The sequence below is a fragment of the Paenibacillus sp. LBL genome, from assembly GCF_029893715.1.
GTDB classification, from domain to species: Bacteria; Bacillota; Bacilli; order Paenibacillales; family Paenibacillaceae; genus Paenibacillus_AQ; species Paenibacillus_AQ glucanolyticus.
In genome coordinates, this window is sequence record NZ_JARXYU010000002.1 from 307,818 (window position 1) to 327,563 (window position 19,746).

The following is a 19,746-nucleotide window of genomic DNA, read 5'->3' on the forward strand; positions in this document are numbered from 1 at the left end:
CCAGGGAGGAAAAATTGATGAAGAATACAACCCCGGGATATCGGCGCAAAGAAATCATATGGTCACTGCTGTTTGTCACACCGCCGATATTGGGTTTCTTGATATTCGGCTTGGCACCGCTTCTGACATCGTTTGGATTAAGCTTCATGTCATGGGATATGTTCACGCCCGCCGAGTTCACGGGTACGGACAATTTTCAGTACATGTTTGCGGACGAGAAATTCTACAAGTCGCTTTATAACACGTTCTATCTGCTGCTCGGTATTCCGCTCGGCATGATCATAGCTCTGATCCTGGCGATCATGATGAATCGGCCGCTAAAGGGTATTTCATTCTTTCGTACCATTTATTACATTCCGGTGATATCCCCTATTATTGCCGTTTCATTACTCTGGCAGTGGCTTCTTAATTACGATTACGGCATTATCAATGAGTTTATCTGGAATGTATTCGGGGTGCAGGGTCCGAACTGGCTCGGAGACCCGAACTGGGTAAAACCGTCATTCATCCTGATGGGTTTATGGGGCGGCGTTGGCGGCACTATGGTGCTGTATCTTGCAGGATTGCAAGGGATACCCTCAAGTTATTATGAAGCGGCTCAGGTTGATGGGGCTTCACGCTGGCACCAATTCAAGCATATTACGCTTCCGCTGTTGTCGCCGATTCACTTCTATGTCGTTGTGATGGGCATCATAGGCACCTTCCAATCCTTCAGCCAGATGTACATTCTGGCAGCAGATGGAGGGCCTGAATACAGCGGAGCGACCATCGTGTATTACATCTTCCAAGAAGCCTTTAAATATTTCAATATGGGTTACGCAAGCGCGGTGGCATGGGTGCTGGGTATTCTCATTTTTATCATCACGCTGTTCCAGTTCCGCTTCTCCAAGCGGTGGGTTTACCAAGAATAGACGCATGCCATTTATATAGGAGGAATTAGATATTATGGTTAAACAACGCCGTTTGATCCATTCGATGATCTATATCCTGCTGCTTGCGGGGTCTTTCATCATGCTTGGACCGCTAGTCTGGACGTTGTCAACGTCATTGAAGAGCCAGCAGCATGTTTTTGATATACCGCCGCAGTGGATTCCCGATCCGCTGACATGGCTGAATTACAAGGATGTCTGGGCCAAAGCCCCGCTCCTGTATGGTTTTATGAACAGTGCCATCGTGGTGGTGACGGTACTGACAATAGGTCTGTTTGTGGCAGCCATGGCGGCTTATGCCTTTTCCAAGTTTGATTTTCCCTTCAAAGAAGGGATCTTCATGGCCCTGCTTGGCACGATGATGATTCCATATTCCGTGGTCATGATCCCCCAATATATCGGTTTCTCTGAGCTTGGGTGGGTGGATACGCTGCTTCCGCTCATCGTGCCTGGTCTCTTCGGGAATATTGTGACGATCTTCTTCTTTCGTCAATTTATGCAAGGCTCTATTCCGACGGACCTCATCGATGCGGCGAAAATAGATGGCTGCGGATATTTCCGGACATTTACGACCGTCGCGCTTCCCATCGTGAAACCGGCGATTGCTGCACAGGCCGCCCTTGGATTTATGGGGATATGGAACGATTTTATGGGCCCCTTGATTTATCTGCACACACCGGAAAGGCAGACTATTCAGGTGTTAATCGCAAGTATGCAGTCCAATTACATCTCGACCTCCAATTATCCGTCGCTCATGGCTGCCTCCATCGTGGCATTGCTGCCAGTCGTTATTGTATTCTTCATGGCTCAGCGCTACTTCATTGAATCCTTGGCCATTACGGGCATTAAGGGATAACCGATGACACGATTTCGGAAACCGTGGAGGCTGTTAGGGATTTCGTTGGCATCGGTTGCGGCTGTGGCCGTTACCCTTGCAGTTATACAGGATGCGACCAAGGGTAAGCAGGCACACGGAGGGGAGATAACAATGGAACATACCTATCTGAACCCGATGAAGCTGGATCAGGAATGGGAGGATTATGGAATAGGTGACCCTTATGTACTGCGTTTCAATGGAAGATATTATCTATATTGCAGTACAAAGGACTGGCGTGTCGGCATTAAGGCATGGAGCTCCGAGGATCTTGTGAGCTGGCAATACGAAGGACTTGTTACAGAAGAGCCGCTTACCGAGGGAGCTTATGCACCGGAGGTAGTCTACTGGAACGGATCATTCTACATGTACACCTCGCCTGGTGGCAAGGGACATTATGTTCTGCGAAGCGACAATCCGACGGGTCCATTCCAAATAGAAACCGATAATTTGGGACTGAGCATCGATGGCTCGGTGTTCATAGACGATGATGCCAAGTGGTATTTCACTTATGCCGCATCAGGCGGCATCATGGCAAGCACCATGAAGGACCCGTATTCCATCGACGTTGGCTCTAAACTGAATACGTCTTTAGGCCACTGGACGGAAGGCTCCATGATCATCAAGCGTCAAGACCGGTATTACATGACGTATACAGGCAATCATGTGTTCAGCCGCGGATACCGCGTCAATTATGCGGTTGCCCATGATTCGCCTAACGGAATCTACTCAATTCCGGAGAATAACCCCATCATCATCTCGACTAACGATGAGTTTAACGGGCTGGGGCACAGCGCAACCGTATTAGGACCTGACATGGATTCCTACTACATTGTGTACCACAATCTTGCGGGGCGTTCGGCGGAAGGCCCGCCGGTACGGATGTTAAACATGGACCGATTGATTTTTAATGGAGACAAAATGTCGGTTGCAGGACCTACGCATGGGATACCGGTGCAAGCACCAGCACTTCCGGTCTTTCATGATGTGCTCGGAGGACCGGAGCCGCAAGGCGAGCACTGGGAACATCAGAAGCTTGTAAATGGATCAGCAGCATGGATCAGCAGCCTAAGCACGGACAACAGGTTTACGGCCGAGTTCAATGCTGTGCTCACGGATGAGAACGTCCCTGCCGGTTCGGAAGATGCGGATTTCGAGGCTTTGTTTTCCTATGAGGATGGAGATCATTACCGAGGCATCCGCGTGGATGGCAAGGATATGTCCATGTCAATGTTTGAAAGAGCTGGGGGACAAGAAGTTATAACTCAATCCGTCAGTCTCCCTAACGGAATGGATATGACCAAGCATCACGCGCTGCGCATCGAATCAGGGGACCATGGAACCCGAGTTTATTGGGATGGGATCCTTCTGTTGAGCGATAAGGAAATGAAAGGTACGGCAGGACGGATCGGATATAGCTGGTCACCCGCGCTGAAGCCGGAACTGCGATATACCGCCTTTTCAAACGAAGCGAACGGCAGCAGCGACCAAGATGTGCTGAAGCAGGTGCCTGGTACGATGGAGGCCATACATGGTGTCCAAGATTCAGTTGAGCGTAACGAATACGCAATCAGTGACAAGGAAACACCGGACGGAAGTTATGCGGTAACCGTGCTTCAAGATCACAAGGGACTAACGTTTCCGGTATATGTAAAAGAAGACGGCAGTTATCTGTTATCTGCGATGGTATCGAACGCTTCGGCCGGTGCAAGGCTTGTCCTGGATGCCGGGGGAGAACGAAAGGAAATCCTGCTGGATCCTTCATGGTTCTCCGAAGATTCCGAATGGACGAAGATTCCCCTGGGGTCGGTTCAACTGCGTAAGGGGCCTCAATGGCTATCGTTAACGAGGAAAAAGGGAGATGTCTCGATACGTTATATCGAGTCCAGCTTAATTTCCCCAGTAGCGCCACGTCATGACGTCGAATTCACCGACGTATACGGCAGCTGGAACCTTGCAAACGGTCAGGCCGAGCTTCTGTCGGAAGGCCAAGAGGGCAAGTTGTTCGGCGGGGACCCGCGATGGAGCAATTACGAAGTGAGCTTTCAGTTAACCGCAACTGAAGAAGCGTCAGGGGAGGCGTCCGTGCTGTTAAGAACATCCAACGAATCGGATTTTCCGGACCAGGTCAGGGACTCCTTCATGGGTTATGAGCTGTCTTTTCGTAATGGAAGGGTGATCTTAAAGCGGATCAGTTATGAAGTGAATGAGGAGATGGCTTCGGGCTTCCTTGAGCTGGAGGAACATCAGCCAGCAGAGGTTAAAGTAAGACTTGAAGGAGCCGCTATACATGTGTACGCCAACGGCGGTGAAGATCCGATTGTGAGCTGGCTGGACCCCAACGCCTTCCTGAGCGGCCGTGTCGGTCTGCGTACCTCCTCGAAGGGATGGACCTTCTCGCCGCTAACGGTTGAACCGATCGAAATGCAGTAACTGCATACCAACAACATAAACATAGCACAAGCCAACGTGCGACAAAGGAGCAGGAGACAACATGACAACAAAAATGTATAACAAAGATTATCCGCGACCTCAATTCGTGAGAGAACATTGGGTTAATCTGAACGGGGAGTGGAGTTTCGGGTTTGACGATGACAATACAGGTGAGCGTGATCGGTGGCAGGATGATTTTGGCGGTGAATTGAAGATCACGGTGCCCTTTACTTATGAGACGAAGGCCAGCGGGATCGGCAGAGAGGAGCACCATCCATTCATATGGTATAACCGAACGCTTGATATCCCTCAAGAGGATGAGGGCAAGCGAGTTGTCCTGCATTTTCAAGGAGTAGACTACTTGGCGAAAATCTGGATTAACGGTACCTACGTTGGCAGTCATCAAGGGGGATACTCGGCATTTTCATTTGATATTACCCCGTACATATCCTTTGGTGCTGCCAATCAATTAACGGTGAAAGCGGAGGACAGCATGGATGCAACCCAGCCACGAGGCAAGCAGAGGTGGGTTGAGCATAATTTCGAGTGTTTTTACGTCCAGACAACCGGGATTTGGCAGTCGGTCTGGCTGGAAGTTGTAGAACCGGTCCATGTCGATTCTGTCAAAATAACACCGAATATGGATACGCGCTCCGTGCGTTTCGAATACCAGGTGAAGGGTGATTTCACGACGAAGGAGACCAGACTGGAGACGATTATCAGCTTGAAAGGGAAGCAAGTTAAGAAAGTGAGTTTGACGATTGATCGTCCGTGGCTCCAATTGGACGTCGATCTGGTTCACGAGGCCAACGGTCCGTGGAAGCACTGCCTGTGGTCTCCGGCTCATCCGAATTTATACGATGTTGAATTTATACTGCATCACGGGGAGGAGAAGCTCGACCACGTCTATTCCTATTTCGGCATGAGGAAGATATCGATTGAGAAGGGCAGAGTCCTGCTTAATAACGTTCCGATCTATCAAAGACTCGTGCTGGACCAAGGTTATTGGTCTGACAGTCATCTCACTCCGCCATCCGAGGAAGCCATCATCGAGGATATTGATGCAATTCTGGAAATGGGGTATAACGGTGTCCGCAAACATATGAAAGTAGAGGACGCCCGGTTCTTGTACTGGTGTGATGTTAAGGGACTGCTTGTCTGGTCGGAGATGGCGGCTGCCTTTGAATTCAATGACAATGCCATCCAGAAATTCACCAACGAATGGATGGAAATCGTCCGTCAGCAATATAACCACCCCAGCATTATTACCTGGGTTCCGTTTAATGAATCGTGGGGAATCGCGCAAATTGCCAAGGACCGCAAGCAGCAGAAATTTACCGAATCCATTTATCATTTGACGAAGTCATTTGATCCGAACCGTCCGGTGATCACGAATGACGGCTGGGAGCACACCGTGTCCGATATTTTGACACTTCACGATTATATTGAGTCCGGGGAACAATTCAAGAAGCGTTATGCGGATAAAGATGTGATCGTGAATAACGAACGATCGTTCAACCAGTGGAAGTATGCTTACGCAGAGGGATACCATTACGGAGGACAGCCCATTATCGTTAGCGAATTCGGGGGCATTGCCTTTCAATCGGAATCCGGCTGGGGTTATGGCAAGCAGGAGTCATCAGAGGAGGAATTCCTCTCGAGGTTCCGCAGCATTCACCAAGCGATCAAGGATACGGAATATATTGTAGGATATTGTTACACACAGCTAACGGACGTGCAGCAAGAGATGAACGGTTTATTGACAGAGGAGCGCAAACCAAAGTTTCCGCTGGATATCATTCGCGAGATCAATCTTTCTTAAGTTTGGAAGGAGGAAAACAAATTGACTCAACAAACGTTCAGGAACCCGATACTCCCTAATGGTGCCGACCCTTGGATCATCAAACATACGGATGGATATTATTATTTGACGGTGACGTTAGGTGACCGGATCGCCCTTTGGCGGAGCCATACCATGACCGGGTTAGCTGCGGCAAACCCGACAACGATATGGACCCCCGAACAGGACGGGCCGTATTCCTATCATTTATGGGCACCGGAGCTTCACTACATTGAGGATCGATGGTACATCTATTACACGGCCAACGATGGGGGCGGCGATGATACGCGAAGAATATGCGTTCTGGAGCTCATAGGCGACGATCCGGTGAACGATGAGTGGATATTTCGAGGTGTGATAAACACGGAGCATCCGGGATTGGATGGAACCGTGCTCCAGCACGAGGGAGAGCTGTATTTTTTCTATTCCGGATACGGTTTTTTCCCGGACTACGGTTCGGCCATTTATGCGGTCCGCATGGTTAATCCCTGGACCTTAACGGGGCCGAATGTGCTTCTATCGGCGCCTACGGAAGCATGGGAGAAGCAAGGCGGGATGGCGATTAACGAAGGACCGGTGTTCTTGAAGCGGAATGGGCGCTTGTTCCTCGTATTCTCGGCAAGCGCGACCTGGTCCGATGATTATAGTCTTGGGATGATTACGATTTCGGAGACGGATGATGTGCTTGATGCTTCAGCCTGGACCAAGCATGCGGGGCCAGTGTTTGCGAAGAATCCCGCTCAGGGCGTGTACGCCCCCGGACATAACAGCTTCACCGTCTCACCGGACGGTTCGGAAGATTGGATCGTCTACCATGCGTATTCTTACTCGGAAGCCGAGCAGCAGCGTTCGGCTGGCGGTCCACGCAGTACGCGGATTCAACGCTTCGGCTGGAAAGAGGACGGCTTGCCCGATTTTGGGCTTCCAATATCTGAGCATAGCTTGCTTCCCCTGCCTTCCGGAGAGTAAAACAGCTAAACATGATCCCGGCCAGGCATTGGAGCCTGGCCGGGGTTTTAAAATCTCATGTGTTCATTTAAGTATGTTGAGGAGAGGATGATCTATCGTGAAGGAGCTTCCTTTATACCAGCAAATACAATATAAAATCAGAGAACAGATCCAGCAGGGCAATCTGCGTCCGGGCGACCGCATCCCGTCCGAGAAAGAACTGGCCATGCGGTTTCATGTCAGTGTCATCACGACCAGGAATGCGCTCGCTGGTCTGGCCGAGGAGGGCGTAGTTACCCGCATAAAGGGAAAAGGTACCTTCGTGGCAGGCGTATCTCCGCTTTGGGATTTCTCGCTTGATGGATGACCTTACCCTTAAGCCTTAAGGATTTACCTTAACATTATCAAAACGGGCATTGCTGTTCATTACACGGAGTCCGACTTTGCCGTGGGTAAATGGATTCATACTGGTATCCGTATAGTCGATAACAGGAGATACACCATGATTTACATAAATTTTAATATGGGTTCCGCTAGTGACAACCTTCAGATGATGCCAGCTATCGGCGGGCAGGCTCATGGCTGCAAAGTCGAGCGCTTGGTAACCGTAATTCATTTTGCCAAGATGCACACCCTGGGCAGTGATATGAGCATAGTAACCCTGCAGATAATCCGGGTTGTTAACAAAGGCCTTGCCGCTCGCCGGATTGTTGACACGGACAACAATTCCCGCGTCTCCCATTGATGTCAGCCGCCTGATATCCGCCTCAACCGAATAATCACTCCAGAGGCTGCTGCCGATTACCGTTTTGCCAAAGGAGCCTGCCCCTGTTCCTGCATACTCTCCGTTAACAACCGACCAGTCGCCCTCGTAGCGAGTCCATCCATTGTCGTTGCCGTCATTGAAATCATCTTTGATGGAGGTGACTGCGTCCGCGCGCGAGAAGGTGAGCGAGCTTAAATCGAATTCCCCGCTGACCGTTTCAAGCCGCAATTCATGATTGCCGGCAGTCAAATATATACGCTTGCCGCTGGTTAACCGCCAGTTCTCCCAATCCCCCGTGCTGGGGACAGGAACAGGCCCGGTAAGATCTTCGGCTCCATTCCAGAGACGGAACTGCGCATTGGGGAACGTCGTTGCTGCCCGCAGACTCAGATCATAATACCCGGTCTCCGCAACGTTGACACGATATTTGAGCCATTCGCCCGGCTGGTTCCAGCCGATGACATATTTCCCTTCAGACGCCGAAGATCGAATATCAACATGTTCATTCCGGTAAGCGCCGCCCGTGTTCCCTTGACTGAGATCATGGTATGCTGTTCCTTCGCCGCCCTGCATGTAATGAACGGCTTCGATGGTGCCGGCAACGGGCTTATAGGCATTCCATGCACTGCTGCCACCAACTTTGTTGCTAAAGGCAGCATAGCCGAAATCGGCATGGACATTCGACGTGGCATACCCGATCTTGCCTCCGGCCAGACCGGTGATGTTCCGGGTCTGCTTTTTCATGCCATCAACAAAGATGGAGAAGCTGGAATCCTTTTTCTCCACACGGATTTGATGCCATTTCGTATAATTGAAACCCGAAGGTAAGGAAGCATATTCCCATCCCTGACTCACGCCGCCAATGACAAAGTCGGTTTCGAGCCGGTTTAAGCTTCGGTTCAGGACGGCCGTTCCGTAGTTGGATTCATCCTGATATGAAAATACGACGCCGTACACAGGCGTATTGCCAGAGCCTTGCTTCATCTGTTTGGTATGGAACTCGGCCGTATAATCGGCTTCCGTAGCATTGGCCGTTACTTGACGGTACCAAGAAGCATTGCCGATGGTATCTTGCCACATGAGTTCCTGATTATAGATCCCCCAGGTACCCCCTCCAACATTGATCCATTGGTTTCCGATCGTTGTCCGGTTAAAGCGATCTGCAAACAACGGCAGCTCCGGATTGGTTTGCTCCGATGACGTCGGTCCGAGCACAAGCATTCGGTCCCCGTTCCACACGATTCGATCCAGATTCATCCTTCGTCCCGGATAAACCGAATTTCCTTCATGCGCATGGCTGTGATAAACCATATAGTCCGAATCCAGATCAGGTCCGCGCACAAGGGAGTTGTGCCCCAGGCCGACATGATGGCCTTCCGTTTCAAGGAGAACGGGATTCTGGCCGGACGCGGGCGCGAATGCGTGGGTTGCGTTGTTGCTGACAGCATAATCGACCCGGTATGCCGTACTCCATACATGATTGCCGGTATAGGTCATGAAATACTTGTTATTGCGCTTAAGGACGGTAGGACCCTCAGTCCAGCCGTTCATGCTGAGACCGGTCGACACCGCAGAACCAAAGGAAGTAGGGCTGTTCATTGGCCAGGCCATGATCTGATTGGACCCGGTTGCATAAAAGGTCCACTGTCCGTTGTCGTCAACGAAAACAGAACCGTCAATCCCCATGCCCACATTGCCAGTAACCGGAACGAACGGACCGAGGGGACTGTCGCTTTTCAGCACATAATGCCCTCCTCCTCCCGGTGATGTGTACATATAGAAATTTCCGTCCACATGATAGAATACCTCAGGAGCATAAGCGGCTTTGGTAATCGGATCTGTTGCGCATAGACCGCGGTAGGCCCAATTGACAAGATCGGGGGAAGACCACACTTTGATGCCGGACTGGTGGTCAACCGTACTGACATACAGATAATACGTTCCGTTGAATTTGAGGATGTAAGGGTCGCCCTCACCGTAGAAATCGTTATTGTTCCAACGCCAGGAATCCGTTAAATGAAATGGATTACTGTAGGCAAAAGCCTGTACCGGGAACAGGAACGCAGTTGCGAGCGCAGCCATCCCAAGCAGCAGTTTCACGAATTTCAATGTTTGATCAGCTCCAATCAGAAGAATATATGGCTGAGAACTCGGAAATCAAACGATGGACTGTATGAAGTTCACCTCCGTTCCTTTAATATGGGAAACGTTTACATTGAACGTAGTATAGCAGAACAGATGCAATGCCGTTATACCTAATCAACTATAAAATCAGGAGTCCAAGCCTCGTGCATCTGGTTGGTCAATGGCTTCATCCGTTAGAGCGGTTGGTTTACGGATCAATAACCCCATGACAACACCAACAATGGACACTGCCGTTACAACAAGGAAGGTGAACGAGAACGCATCTGCCCAGATTTCAACTTGCGGTATTGCACGAGATGAAGCTGATACACGAGCTGTCAACAAGGTTGAGAAGGCAGCCACCGCAAACGAGCCCATCACTTGCTGTGAAGCATTGTTCAAGGACGTAACGCGGTTGATCAGCGCTTGCGGTGCAGATTTCATAACAAAGGCATTCAAAGACATGCCATACAATGCATGGCCGGAGCCTGCTAAGGTCATAGCGACAATTAACATTCCCATTCCGCTCCCCGAAGAAACTCTAGAGAGCAGGAAGGCCCCTAGCCCCAGAAGTGCCGTACCGATAATAACCAGCGGCTTTACGCTCATCCGGTCAAAGAGCCTACCGCCAATCTGCATGAGAACGATGCAGGCAATGGCCTGTGGAATCATGAGGAGCCCTGTATCAAATGCATTAAATCCCTTCACCTGCTGGAGGTAAACCGGAATGAGAAAGAAGTTTCCATAAAACGTAACGGCCGTTAGCCAAAGAATCAACATGGCGCTTGTAAAAGACCACGAACGGAATACACGCAGCTCGAGGAGCGGCTCGCTTGAGCGAAGTTCAACCAGAATAAATAGCAGAAGCGCCACTACGCCAACTGCAAGGCCGATGATGGTCTGCATGGAGTCCCATCCGGCATCGCCCCCTTGGTGCACGCCGTAGATGAGGGCTGCAAAAGCAAGGGGGCCGAAAATCATGCCGAGTTTATCCAGCTTGGCTTGAGCCTGACTCTCCAACTTAGGCAGATATCGCAGCCCGAGGCATATTCCTAAGATGCCTACAGGCACATTCACCCAGAATAGATAAGGCCAGCTTACGTAATCCACCAACCACCCGGCAAACACGGGCCCGATGGCTGGCGCAATAAGTATGGGAACGCCCAGGTATGAACCCATCACCGTGCCAATCTTGTCCGGAGGACTGATCCGAAAGACGATGGCATAACCAATCGGCATGACAATGCCTCCACCTAAACCTTGAAGTATGCGAAACAGTATAAATTGCTCAGCGTTAATTGAGAGTGCGCAAAGAATAGAGCAGATCGTAAAGATGGAGATGGCCAGAATGAACATGCGCCTGCCGCCAAAGCGGTCAGCCAGCCAGCCGGCTACCGGAATAATGGCCGCCTCGGCCAGTATATAACCCGTGGTTGCCCATTGCATTAAAGATAGTGGGCTTTGAAAGGTGTTCATTAGTTTCGGAATCGCCACATTCATGGCGGTCATATTCAGTAGGACCATAAACATGCCAATGATGATGGCGAATAAGGGCGCGCGGATTTCTTTAATCGTGGTCGACATTTCATCGTCTCCTCGTACTGTATATTGTTGTGCATAACCACATTTCCGGATATATGGCTATTCGAAGAGAATCGCGCGATTCAGAGTGTCGATTCAAGAATGCACCTTGATCAACAGCTATGTGCCAAATTATAATGACTCTAAACCAACAAGAACAGTAGGCAATATTTATTGATAAGATCATTTATTATAGACCAACTTACTTTAGGTTAGGGCGGGTGATGGTTTGAGCGAGCATTCAGAACATAACGAAGAATATGAAGTATGCACGGAGGTTATTGGCGAGGTTTTGAAAATAGTTGCCGTGAAACGGGCCGTCCACGTGATTGGAGAACTGCATGACGGTCCTCAGCGGTTTAACCGCTTACGCCGGAATTTGGGCAACATCAGTACGCAATCGTTGACGGTGATTCTGAGACATTTGGAACAGAACGGAATCATTCAACGGCAAGTCATGCCAACCATGCCGGTTACCGTAGAGTATTCCTTAACGGAGCAGGGAAGAGGATTTGAAGACGTTCTCAATGTGATACATGATTGGGGAGCATCCAGGAGGGAGCATCGAACTTCATTAGGAAAGGCGAGTTCCTTATCCGAGAAATAGCAAACAGAGATCGCAGAAACCGCGTATATCGCGGTTTTTGTGTTGTACGGATACTTGGCCATAGCGAAGATAAGTATTTACGAAGTGGAGAAATACACATAATATGGAGTTATTGGAAAAGTCGGTGAGTCTTTGCAGGCGGTGAAGCACAAGGGAACTGAAGAAAGCGATCAATACCTACAAGGTCATTAAGGTGCCGGATGTGAAAGCCGAGCCCAAATTGCCATAAGAGATAACCGTTAAGTCTGGTGAGCGAATTTATCCTATATCACCCGAAGGAGCTTTCCATAATGATGAAAAATGCCATGGTCCTATTCTGTATATGTTTGATGTTAATGGTCTGTAAATCTAACGTCGATAGCGTTGATACTCCACCTTATGAGGGTCCACCCTTTGAGGGTAGGAGCCTAGTTATTGGTTTGATTGGAGAAACTCCGAACATAAGGGAAGAGAATATAGATTTTGAGGAAGTCACGTTCAAACAATTAGAGGAGGGGTTATCGTCTGACCTTGACGCTATTTTCATTACGAAAGAGTTTCTAGTGGAGGCTTCCAATCCACAATATGCAAAAGTCTATCACCATTCGGACATCCCTTTTTTCTATATCGAGTCTAAGAAATCACACGTCCCCTTTACAATTGAGGAGTTATCGTATGCCGATGTTCCTGATCTTTCAGCTTACGCTTATGCCACGGGTTACTATGGCGAGGAATCTCATTACTGGGAATATGGGTTATACAACGATGTACGCAATGAGTCCAATATCCAGGATGTCTATTCCCGAATCTTTACAACGATTGAATCGCTGCAGCTATGAAGGTGCGTGAAGAAATGGATGCCGTAAATATGATGGTATACTAACAACGAACAGAAGAGGGTAATTGATTTAGGCTGAGGATCGTGGGAAACACGGAGGATTATAAATTACGGAGGTAATAACGGCTGCATGCATCTACATGGCAAGGCATGGTGAGTAAATTGCCAGAAATAGAAGGGAATATCTGACCAAGTTAGCGATGAAGCGATTAATGATATGGGAAGCTGGTGTGTTAGTGCGTGCAACCATCCCCGCGAAAGGCAGTGAGCAGGATAGATTTCCAAGCGCGTGAAATAAACTGGGTGGAGAAAAGCGACCGAATGGTGTTATTGCTGGAAGATGATACCACACTAAGCGTAACTCCCCTGGATTCCGGGTTGGAGGCTGAGGTCATGAAAATCAGCTCACCCGAGTCTGATTTTGTCTTAAAGGTTTGGAATAAAGAGTCTCAGCCTAATGTGCAATTCCAATATGAAATCTTAAATGCCTTACACACGTATGGAAGTGCGGTTTCGAAACCTGTTGGCTGGGGTTATGGGGTGAATGGCCATCAAGTCCTGCTAACCAGTTACGATGGGACACCCATAGATAAAGTGGATCAGCCCAAACTTAAGAAGCTTGCGAAGAATTTGAATGATGTGCATAAGTTCCCGCTTGATCGTCTGACTGGTTCGGCGTTACCAAGCTACGACTTCATTGATTATTTTTATCCGCAAGTGGATCAGCACCCCGATATCCAGGATTTATTAGTGAAGCTGGTTCAGCGAGCAGACTTGAAGCCAGTGTGCATGATTCATGGGGATTACCATCTGGGCAATATTCTTGAGTCAGAAGGCAAGCTGACCGTGATCGATTGGACTAACGTCCAAATAGGTGACCCTAGATATGACATAGCCTGGTCCATTATCTTGATGTGGATTTATGTAAGTGAGAAGCGGGCCTCTTTCTACCGTGCTGCATTTTGTGCCGAGGGCCGATACGGGGAGGATGAGCTGGAACTATTCGAAGCCATCGCGTGTTTGCGAGGCATTCTGTTGTTTAGGGCGAATAATCTGCCGATTAGGCATGATACAATCTCAAGGCTCAAGTCCATTGTAACAACAAACCAATACTTGCATGGCAAGTTACTCTAAGATGGACCCCTAAATACCTGTGAACGAGAGGTCGCGTGATCGAACGTTTTTTGCACTTTAACGGACACAGGAGACGCTATTTGCTCCAAAAGGAACATTTGAACAAGATAACGGACCTCAGCCGCCTTATTCGGTACAAAATAGGGAAAATGGGCAAATACTTATGGTATAGCGTCTGCTCGGTCCGTTACATTTGCAAACGGCGCGAATTAATGTAAATAACGTCCGTGGAGTCCGTTATGCCATTGGTATGGGCTGATTGGAGTTTTTTGTTGCATGGCTTGCATGCTCGGTTGGATACCTAAAATGACTATAATACGTTAGAGTACAATTAAAGTATATTCATGTGGGGGTTCTGGAGAGTGTGTTCATGTGGGGGTTCTGGAGAGTGAGTTCATGTGGGTATTTCAGTCATATGACCTTAATTGGGTCGCTTGGTTCGTGTGTTCGTATGGGATTCTCTCTACGTGACCCCGAGATTTCAATTACAACATCCTTTCGTACTGGGGCGTGACTATAATTTTGAGAAGACAAAATGTAATGATTGGCTTGGTTTTGGTTATTGGTATTGTTGTTCTATCAGCTTATTATCTTAGTAACGACAAGAAGCTGTATGGAAACGATGAGGGGTCCATCCAAAAAGTAATTCAGTCGATTGAGGGATACGAAAACAGGCAAATCGAGATTCTGGATTTATCCGATTTCCATGACAGCAGGGTGGTAGGATTCTTGTCCGACCAAAGGCCGGGGTATATTGAGTTTGCTCGAAATTCCAAAGGGAACTATGAATGGAAACATATAGAGACAGCGCATGATCCTGTCGGGTTGTTCATGCTGAATAATCCCAAGGAAGAGGTTCAAAAATGGATGGTTGTAACCCATCACGATAATCAAGTCGCCAAAATGCAAGTACGCATTAATGGGGAGTTGTTGGAGCAAACATTCGTCCCTAACCGTGCAGATGTGACTTATATTGAATTACCTCCGTCCGAAGATCAATCGTACACCTTCAGGGACTATAAGTTTTACGATGAACGCGGCATGCTGCTGGATGAATGATACAATGAACTCATAAGACTCATGAATCGATGGAACTATTTTTCAAGGGATCTCAGAATCCATGAATCTTCCTGATCTTCGAATCTGTGAAATTGAAGTTACGAGCCTACAAGGCTCCGAGCAAACCACAGCATAACAAACGGTAATACATGCCGTCTAAGTATAACTGAAGTTCCCACCCGTCCAGTCTATAGGATGGAGGCTGGGGACTTTTTTGTATCCAGATTTGAATGTCGATACCTTGCATCAACTAAACGCACATCTTAACGCGTAATTATAATTACTTCGAAGAGTAAATTTGTATTGACTTTTAGAGTAATATAAAACACTTTATAACGTAACAGGGTATAGCCTGCCTAGGTGCGGCGCTATTCTGATCATGGGTGTGAAGGGAGAAGAACCGATGTCGAACGTTCATAGGCTAAAACCGGATATTCACTCGCTTCATGGATTTTTCAGCAAAGAGCTGGAACCGGCTCTGTATATTCAGTCAGGGGACACTGTCCTCTATCAAACGTTGGATGCTTCCTGGGGGATTGCGAAGCGCTCTGCGCCAAGTGCGCCAAGAACGAAGTTCACTGAGCGTAAGCCGGGGCGGCAGGAGAAACAGTTTGGGCATGCATTGGTGGGGCCGGTACATATTGAAGGTGCAAAAGCTGGTGACACATTGGAGATCCAGATCAACGAGATTATTCCCGGATCATGGGGTTGGACCTCCGCCGGAGGTTTTCCAAGTTATTGGAACGAGAAGCTGGGGATGCGTGATGTTCAAGAAATCATGCTGGATTTTGAATTGGACGCCAAGACTTTGATAGGCCGGAGTCAATTCGGAACCTTCAAGTACAGCGTGGGTCTGAAACCTTTTATGGGTATAATGGGCATGCCGCCCGGAGAAGAAGGCCAGCATACGACTTTTATGCCGCGCCCCTATGGAGGTAACCTGGATTGCAAAGAGTTAACCGCCGGTTCCACCCTGTATTTGCCGATTCCGGTCGATGGCGGATTATTCTCTACAGGGGATGGTCACGCCGTGCAGGGGGACGGCGAAGTCAGCGGGCCTGCCCTGGAATGTCCCATGGAGAAGGTGAGTCTGACCTTTCATATCCGGGACGATATGCCGATTACGATGCCAAGAGCGAAGACGAGCACCGGTTGGCTAACGATGGGTTTTCATGAGGATCTGGACGAAGCGATGTGGATGGCTCTAAGCGGGATGCTTGACCTCATGACGGAACTCTACTCCATTACGCGAACAGAGGCGTACGCTTACGCCACATTGGCAGTAGATCTGCGCGTAACTCAAATCGTGAATACGGCCAAGGGCGTGCACGCATTTTTGCCTTTTGGCGCATTAAGGTAAGGGGGGGGCTAATGATGGATGAAGCCCTCTGCCTTACATGCTCTGTAACAGCGAAAGTAGAACTGTGGAACGATCTGACGCTGTTGTCTTGCCCAGTCCTTATGATCCGTGGCATAAAACCAAGTCCTAGGTTTCATTAGAAGCAGTGGAAACAATACAAACAATCACTGCCTCAGGCCAAAATCGTGGAATTCGAGCAGTTTGATCACAACATTTTTGAACCGGATGAGGGGTTGTTTGTCCGCACAGCAGATTCTTTTATGGAAAAAAGCACAAAATCAATCCACTATTAAAAAGGGTGTACGCACTTGGATAATCTGAAGCTCAATGTATCACTGTTACGACAAAGGGTTCCGAACCTGACTAGCGCCGCCAAATCCGTTGGACTGCGGCCTGCTACGGTCTCCAATCTGTGCACGGGAAAAATCCCCGTGGGACGGGCGGAAGTCCGCACCATTGCCGCACTGGCATCCCTGGCGAAATGCAGTTTAGATGAACTGATCCTGCGCGGGGAAAGGGTGGATATAATCGAAACAGGCATCAAGCCGCTCGATTTATTTGCTCCGCTGGCAAAAGGCGGCACCGTCGGTTTAGTCGCCCGTCCCGGAATGGGTCAGCTTGTGCTGCTGGGGGAATTGTTCCACCACTTCAAGGCGGGAGGTTATGTGACGATTCTGCTGAAGCCGGAAGGTGAATATCCGGAGCTGCAGGACATGCTTAATGATGTGCAGCGGGTGGCCAACTCTATAGAAGAAACTTATTCAATCGTGGCGAATACAAGTAGGGAGAAGGAGATTGTATTTGCAGCAGACCGGGAGCACGTCTTAACCGGGAAGATCTATGATCTTCAGGAACGTCTTCAACAAGAAGGCATTGAGAATGTCACGACTTTTCTTGTGGATCTAAAAGGGGCAGCTGTTGATGAGGATTTGCCTTACGGTCCCCTGGAGACGCTGTGGTATTTTGATGCGGACCTGGCTGCCAGACATATGTTTCCGGCCGTAAATCCGTTATACTCCACATCTTCCGTATTGGAAGGAGTCCATCTGGATCAGCATCACCTGTCGGTTCAGCAGCGTGCCCAGAAACTGCTGAGGCGTTACCGTGAGCTGCGTTCGCTGGTTCAAGTGCGAGGCCTGCAAGCCATTCCGGCATCCGAGACGGAAGTATATGAGCGTGGAGAACGGCTGGAAGCCTATCTTACGCAGCCTTTTTACGTTGCGGAAGCATATACCAGATTACAGGGCGAGCGGGTATCGCTGCTAGAAACACTAGATGACGTTCAGGCTATCCTAAATGGCAGTATGGATCATCGATCGGTGGAGAGTTTATCCTGGATCGGTACGATCAAACGGTAGAATAAGCTCTGTTTCAGCATAAAGTCGATTTTCTGAGTTTTCACATCGGGAATATCGGCTTTTTTGCATGAATCCGCATAATATAATCCGTATGCCCCATAGCTGACAGGTTAAGTCCATTATATAATATGTGCTAGTTTGCACCGTCCGGTTGGCGGCCAGCACAAGAAAGGTAGCCAGCGGTTCATGCGGGGAGAACGAGACCATACATAGAGGAGAAATGAAGATGAAGAGAAAAGGTTGGCTTATTGCATTCGCTGCAGCGTTGTTGTTAACGCTTATCGTGGTGCCGGTTCAGCAGTCTTTCAGTGCAGAGGGAAACCCGACGGCTACTGCCATTACACAAAGTGCCCTGAACGATCAATTCCATCTGGATCATGTGGTGAAAATTTATGTCCCTTCCACCGTGAAAGGGGACATCCCGATTACAGATGCGGCACATCAGAAGTTTGTTGACCAGACCTTGACTAAACTGTCCGGTTGGTTTGGCGGTGCTACCGCGATTCCGGGTGAAGGCGCGTGGGTGGACAACCATAAAACCCTGATCAAGGAAAAAGTTACGATTGTGTACGCTTTTGCCGAAAAACTCGACAAGGATTCGCTCAATCAAGTGGTGGATTATGCAAAAAAGCTGAAGGACGATCTGGCACAATCCGCGATCTCGCTTGAGGTTGACGGCAAATTATATTTCATCGAATAGGTATTCGAGATAGAAATCATCGCTAAGAAAGGGATGTCTCCTTACAGACTGCGCCGCAGTTGTGGGAGATATCCCTTTTTCTATCTGCGATTTAATAGAGAAACCTCCAGAGGTAAAAGGTAGCGTAGGATTCCCAGTTCGCCCATGCTGCCGATAGTGCCAGAATCTCCTTCTTTGTCGGTTTCTTCTCCGAACCCAGCAGATGTTTGATGGCATTGTGCAGCCCGACATCGTCGATGGGGAATGCCGCGGGCATCCGGAGGCAGCGCATCAGCACATAGTTGGCCGTCCACGGACCGATGCCGCGAATGCTTACAAGTTGTTTTTCAGCTTCTACTAAGCTATTCGTATCAAGCAGCTGCTTTTTCGTCAATTCTCCTTCCGCCATAAGATGTGCCACCCCGATGAGGTACTCGCATTTTTTCACGGTTATACGGAGCCCCTCCAGGTCCTGCACGTTTAGATGTGCGATGTCCTCGGACCGGGGAAACAACCAGTAAATCTCTCCTTCACATTCCACGCGGCGGCCAAAAGCCTCGACGAATCGTCTTTTTAACGTATATGCATAAGTCAGGTTAATCTGCTGTCCCAGAATACCCCAACACAGCGCCTCGAACAGGTCGGGGATGCCCATGTTGCGCAGTCCATAGAAGGAATGAAGGGCTCGACTGAGCAGAGGGTCATTCTGTGCCATGGCGTAGAAGGGAACCAGATTGGTGTTCAGATCAAACCAGTCCCGGACATAAATCGCCACTTCCGCACGCTTGCTCCATTCCGTTGGGGCAGTATCACCCAGAAACCGTACAAGGATAGCCCGTTCTTGAGGCAGCTCGCTAACTTCAATGACCGCCGTCTCTGAATCGAGAGAAAGCGCTCTGTAAATCGCATCATGTTGAATATGATAGAGACATTCGTTTGGCGATCTCTGCAAATAATGGACGTTCTCGGTAAAACTGAATTCCTTCGGCACGTGCAGCTTTAACGAATGCTGAAGATCCTCCCAGCTGTCCTGGGGAAGAAAACGGCCATATGTGTCTTGTTCCTGAGCTATGTCCCCGTTATAGTGGGCGGTTTGGCCCGGCGGCAGCTTCTTCAGAAATATGGGGTCTTGCGCAGGGATTGTGCCGCTTGGCATAGGTTTTGAATCTCGCATGTTCACCGGTTCCTTTCCTTCATAAACTTATCTATACTAGTTGTAACATAAATGCGGATCGTA

The 19,746-nt window shown here is 49.0% G+C and carries 16 protein-coding genes; 13 read left to right on the plus strand and 3 right to left on the minus strand.

The window, feature by feature from the left end; all coding sequences use genetic code 11:
- Positions 1–17: 17 nt before the first annotated feature.
- The 6 genes from M2277_RS06490 to M2277_RS06515 all read left to right on the plus strand — a co-directional run bounded on the left by M2277_RS06490 (position 18) and on the right by M2277_RS06515 (position 7,391).
- A complete protein-coding gene (locus M2277_RS06490) occupies positions 18–911 on the plus strand; it encodes a carbohydrate ABC transporter permease (protein WP_040680772.1) in 894 nt (297 codons plus the stop codon).
- A 34-nt stretch (positions 912–945) separates the two neighbouring features.
- Positions 946–1,785, plus strand: a complete 840-nt coding sequence (locus tag M2277_RS06495) for a carbohydrate ABC transporter permease (protein ID WP_006210908.1) — start codon at positions 946–948, stop codon at positions 1,783–1,785.
- Between the two features lie 3 nt (positions 1,786–1,788).
- Entirely contained in the window at positions 1,789–4,236 is a 2,448-nt protein-coding gene (locus M2277_RS06500; protein WP_280754410.1) for a family 43 glycosylhydrolase, read from the plus strand.
- A 61-nt stretch (positions 4,237–4,297) separates the two neighbouring features.
- Positions 4,298–6,058, plus strand: coding sequence for a glycoside hydrolase family 2 protein (locus M2277_RS06505; RefSeq protein WP_280754411.1), 1,761 nt, complete (start codon positions 4,298–4,300; stop codon positions 6,056–6,058).
- Between the two features lie 21 nt (positions 6,059–6,079).
- Positions 6,080–7,045 carry a glycoside hydrolase family 43 protein gene (locus M2277_RS06510; protein ID WP_063480552.1) on the plus strand — a complete coding sequence of 322 codons (966 nt, stop codon included), beginning with the start codon at positions 6,080–6,082 and terminating at the stop codon, positions 7,043–7,045.
- 97 nt (positions 7,046–7,142) lie between these two features.
- On the plus strand, positions 7,143–7,391 hold the full coding sequence (locus M2277_RS06515) for a GntR family transcriptional regulator (RefSeq protein WP_036637233.1): 249 nt from the start codon (positions 7,143–7,145) through the stop codon (positions 7,389–7,391).
- Between the two features lie 15 nt (positions 7,392–7,406).
- Here M2277_RS06515 and M2277_RS06520 read toward each other — a convergent pair whose 3' ends face one another.
- Positions 7,407–9,890, minus strand: coding sequence for a family 43 glycosylhydrolase (locus tag M2277_RS06520; RefSeq protein ID WP_280754585.1), 2,484 nt, complete (start codon positions 9,888–9,890; stop codon positions 7,407–7,409).
- Between the two features lie 171 nt (positions 9,891–10,061).
- Positions 10,062–11,498 (minus strand): MDR family MFS transporter, encoded by a 1,437-nt coding sequence (locus tag M2277_RS06525; RefSeq protein ID WP_148247089.1) that lies wholly within the window; start codon positions 11,496–11,498, stop codon positions 10,062–10,064.
- Between the two features lie 226 nt (positions 11,499–11,724).
- Between M2277_RS06525 and M2277_RS06530 the strand changes: the two genes are divergently transcribed.
- The 7 genes from M2277_RS06530 (at position 11,725) to M2277_RS06560 (ending at position 18,530) form a co-directional block, all read left to right on the plus strand.
- Positions 11,725–12,102, plus strand: a complete 378-nt coding sequence (locus M2277_RS06530; RefSeq protein ID WP_280754412.1) for a winged helix-turn-helix transcriptional regulator — start codon at positions 11,725–11,727, stop codon at positions 12,100–12,102.
- A gap of 419 nt (positions 12,103–12,521) precedes the next feature.
- The gene (locus tag M2277_RS06535) at positions 12,522–12,920 is read left to right on the plus strand and encodes a hypothetical protein (protein ID WP_231888301.1); all 399 of its coding nucleotides are present in this window, start codon (positions 12,522–12,524) and stop codon (positions 12,918–12,920) included.
- Between the two features lie 320 nt (positions 12,921–13,240).
- Positions 13,241–14,053 carry an aminoglycoside phosphotransferase family protein gene (locus tag M2277_RS06540; protein ID WP_280754414.1) on the plus strand — a complete coding sequence of 271 codons (813 nt, stop codon included), beginning with the start codon at positions 13,241–13,243 and terminating at the stop codon, positions 14,051–14,053.
- A gap of 540 nt (positions 14,054–14,593) precedes the next feature.
- Positions 14,594–15,112, plus strand: a complete 519-nt coding sequence (locus M2277_RS06545; RefSeq protein WP_148247092.1) for a hypothetical protein — start codon at positions 14,594–14,596, stop codon at positions 15,110–15,112.
- A 403-nt stretch (positions 15,113–15,515) separates the two neighbouring features.
- Positions 15,516–16,472: an acetamidase/formamidase family protein gene (locus tag M2277_RS06550; protein WP_280754415.1), complete on the plus strand. Its 957-nt coding sequence runs from the start codon at positions 15,516–15,518 to the stop codon at positions 16,470–16,472.
- Between the two features lie 308 nt (positions 16,473–16,780).
- On the plus strand, positions 16,781–17,830 hold the full coding sequence (locus tag M2277_RS06555; protein ID WP_280754416.1) for an ATP synthase beta subunit C-terminal domain-containing protein: 1,050 nt from the start codon (positions 16,781–16,783) through the stop codon (positions 17,828–17,830).
- Positions 17,831–18,056: 226 nt separating this feature from the next.
- The gene (locus tag M2277_RS06560) at positions 18,057–18,530 is read left to right on the plus strand and encodes a hypothetical protein (protein WP_036637241.1); all 474 of its coding nucleotides are present in this window, start codon (positions 18,057–18,059) and stop codon (positions 18,528–18,530) included.
- A 91-nt stretch (positions 18,531–18,621) separates the two neighbouring features.
- Here the strand turns inward: M2277_RS06560 and M2277_RS06565 are convergent, their stop codons facing one another.
- Positions 18,622–19,683, minus strand: coding sequence for a DNA-3-methyladenine glycosylase family protein (locus M2277_RS06565; protein WP_280754417.1), 1,062 nt, complete (start codon positions 19,681–19,683; stop codon positions 18,622–18,624).
- Positions 19,684–19,746 lie beyond the last annotated feature (63 nt).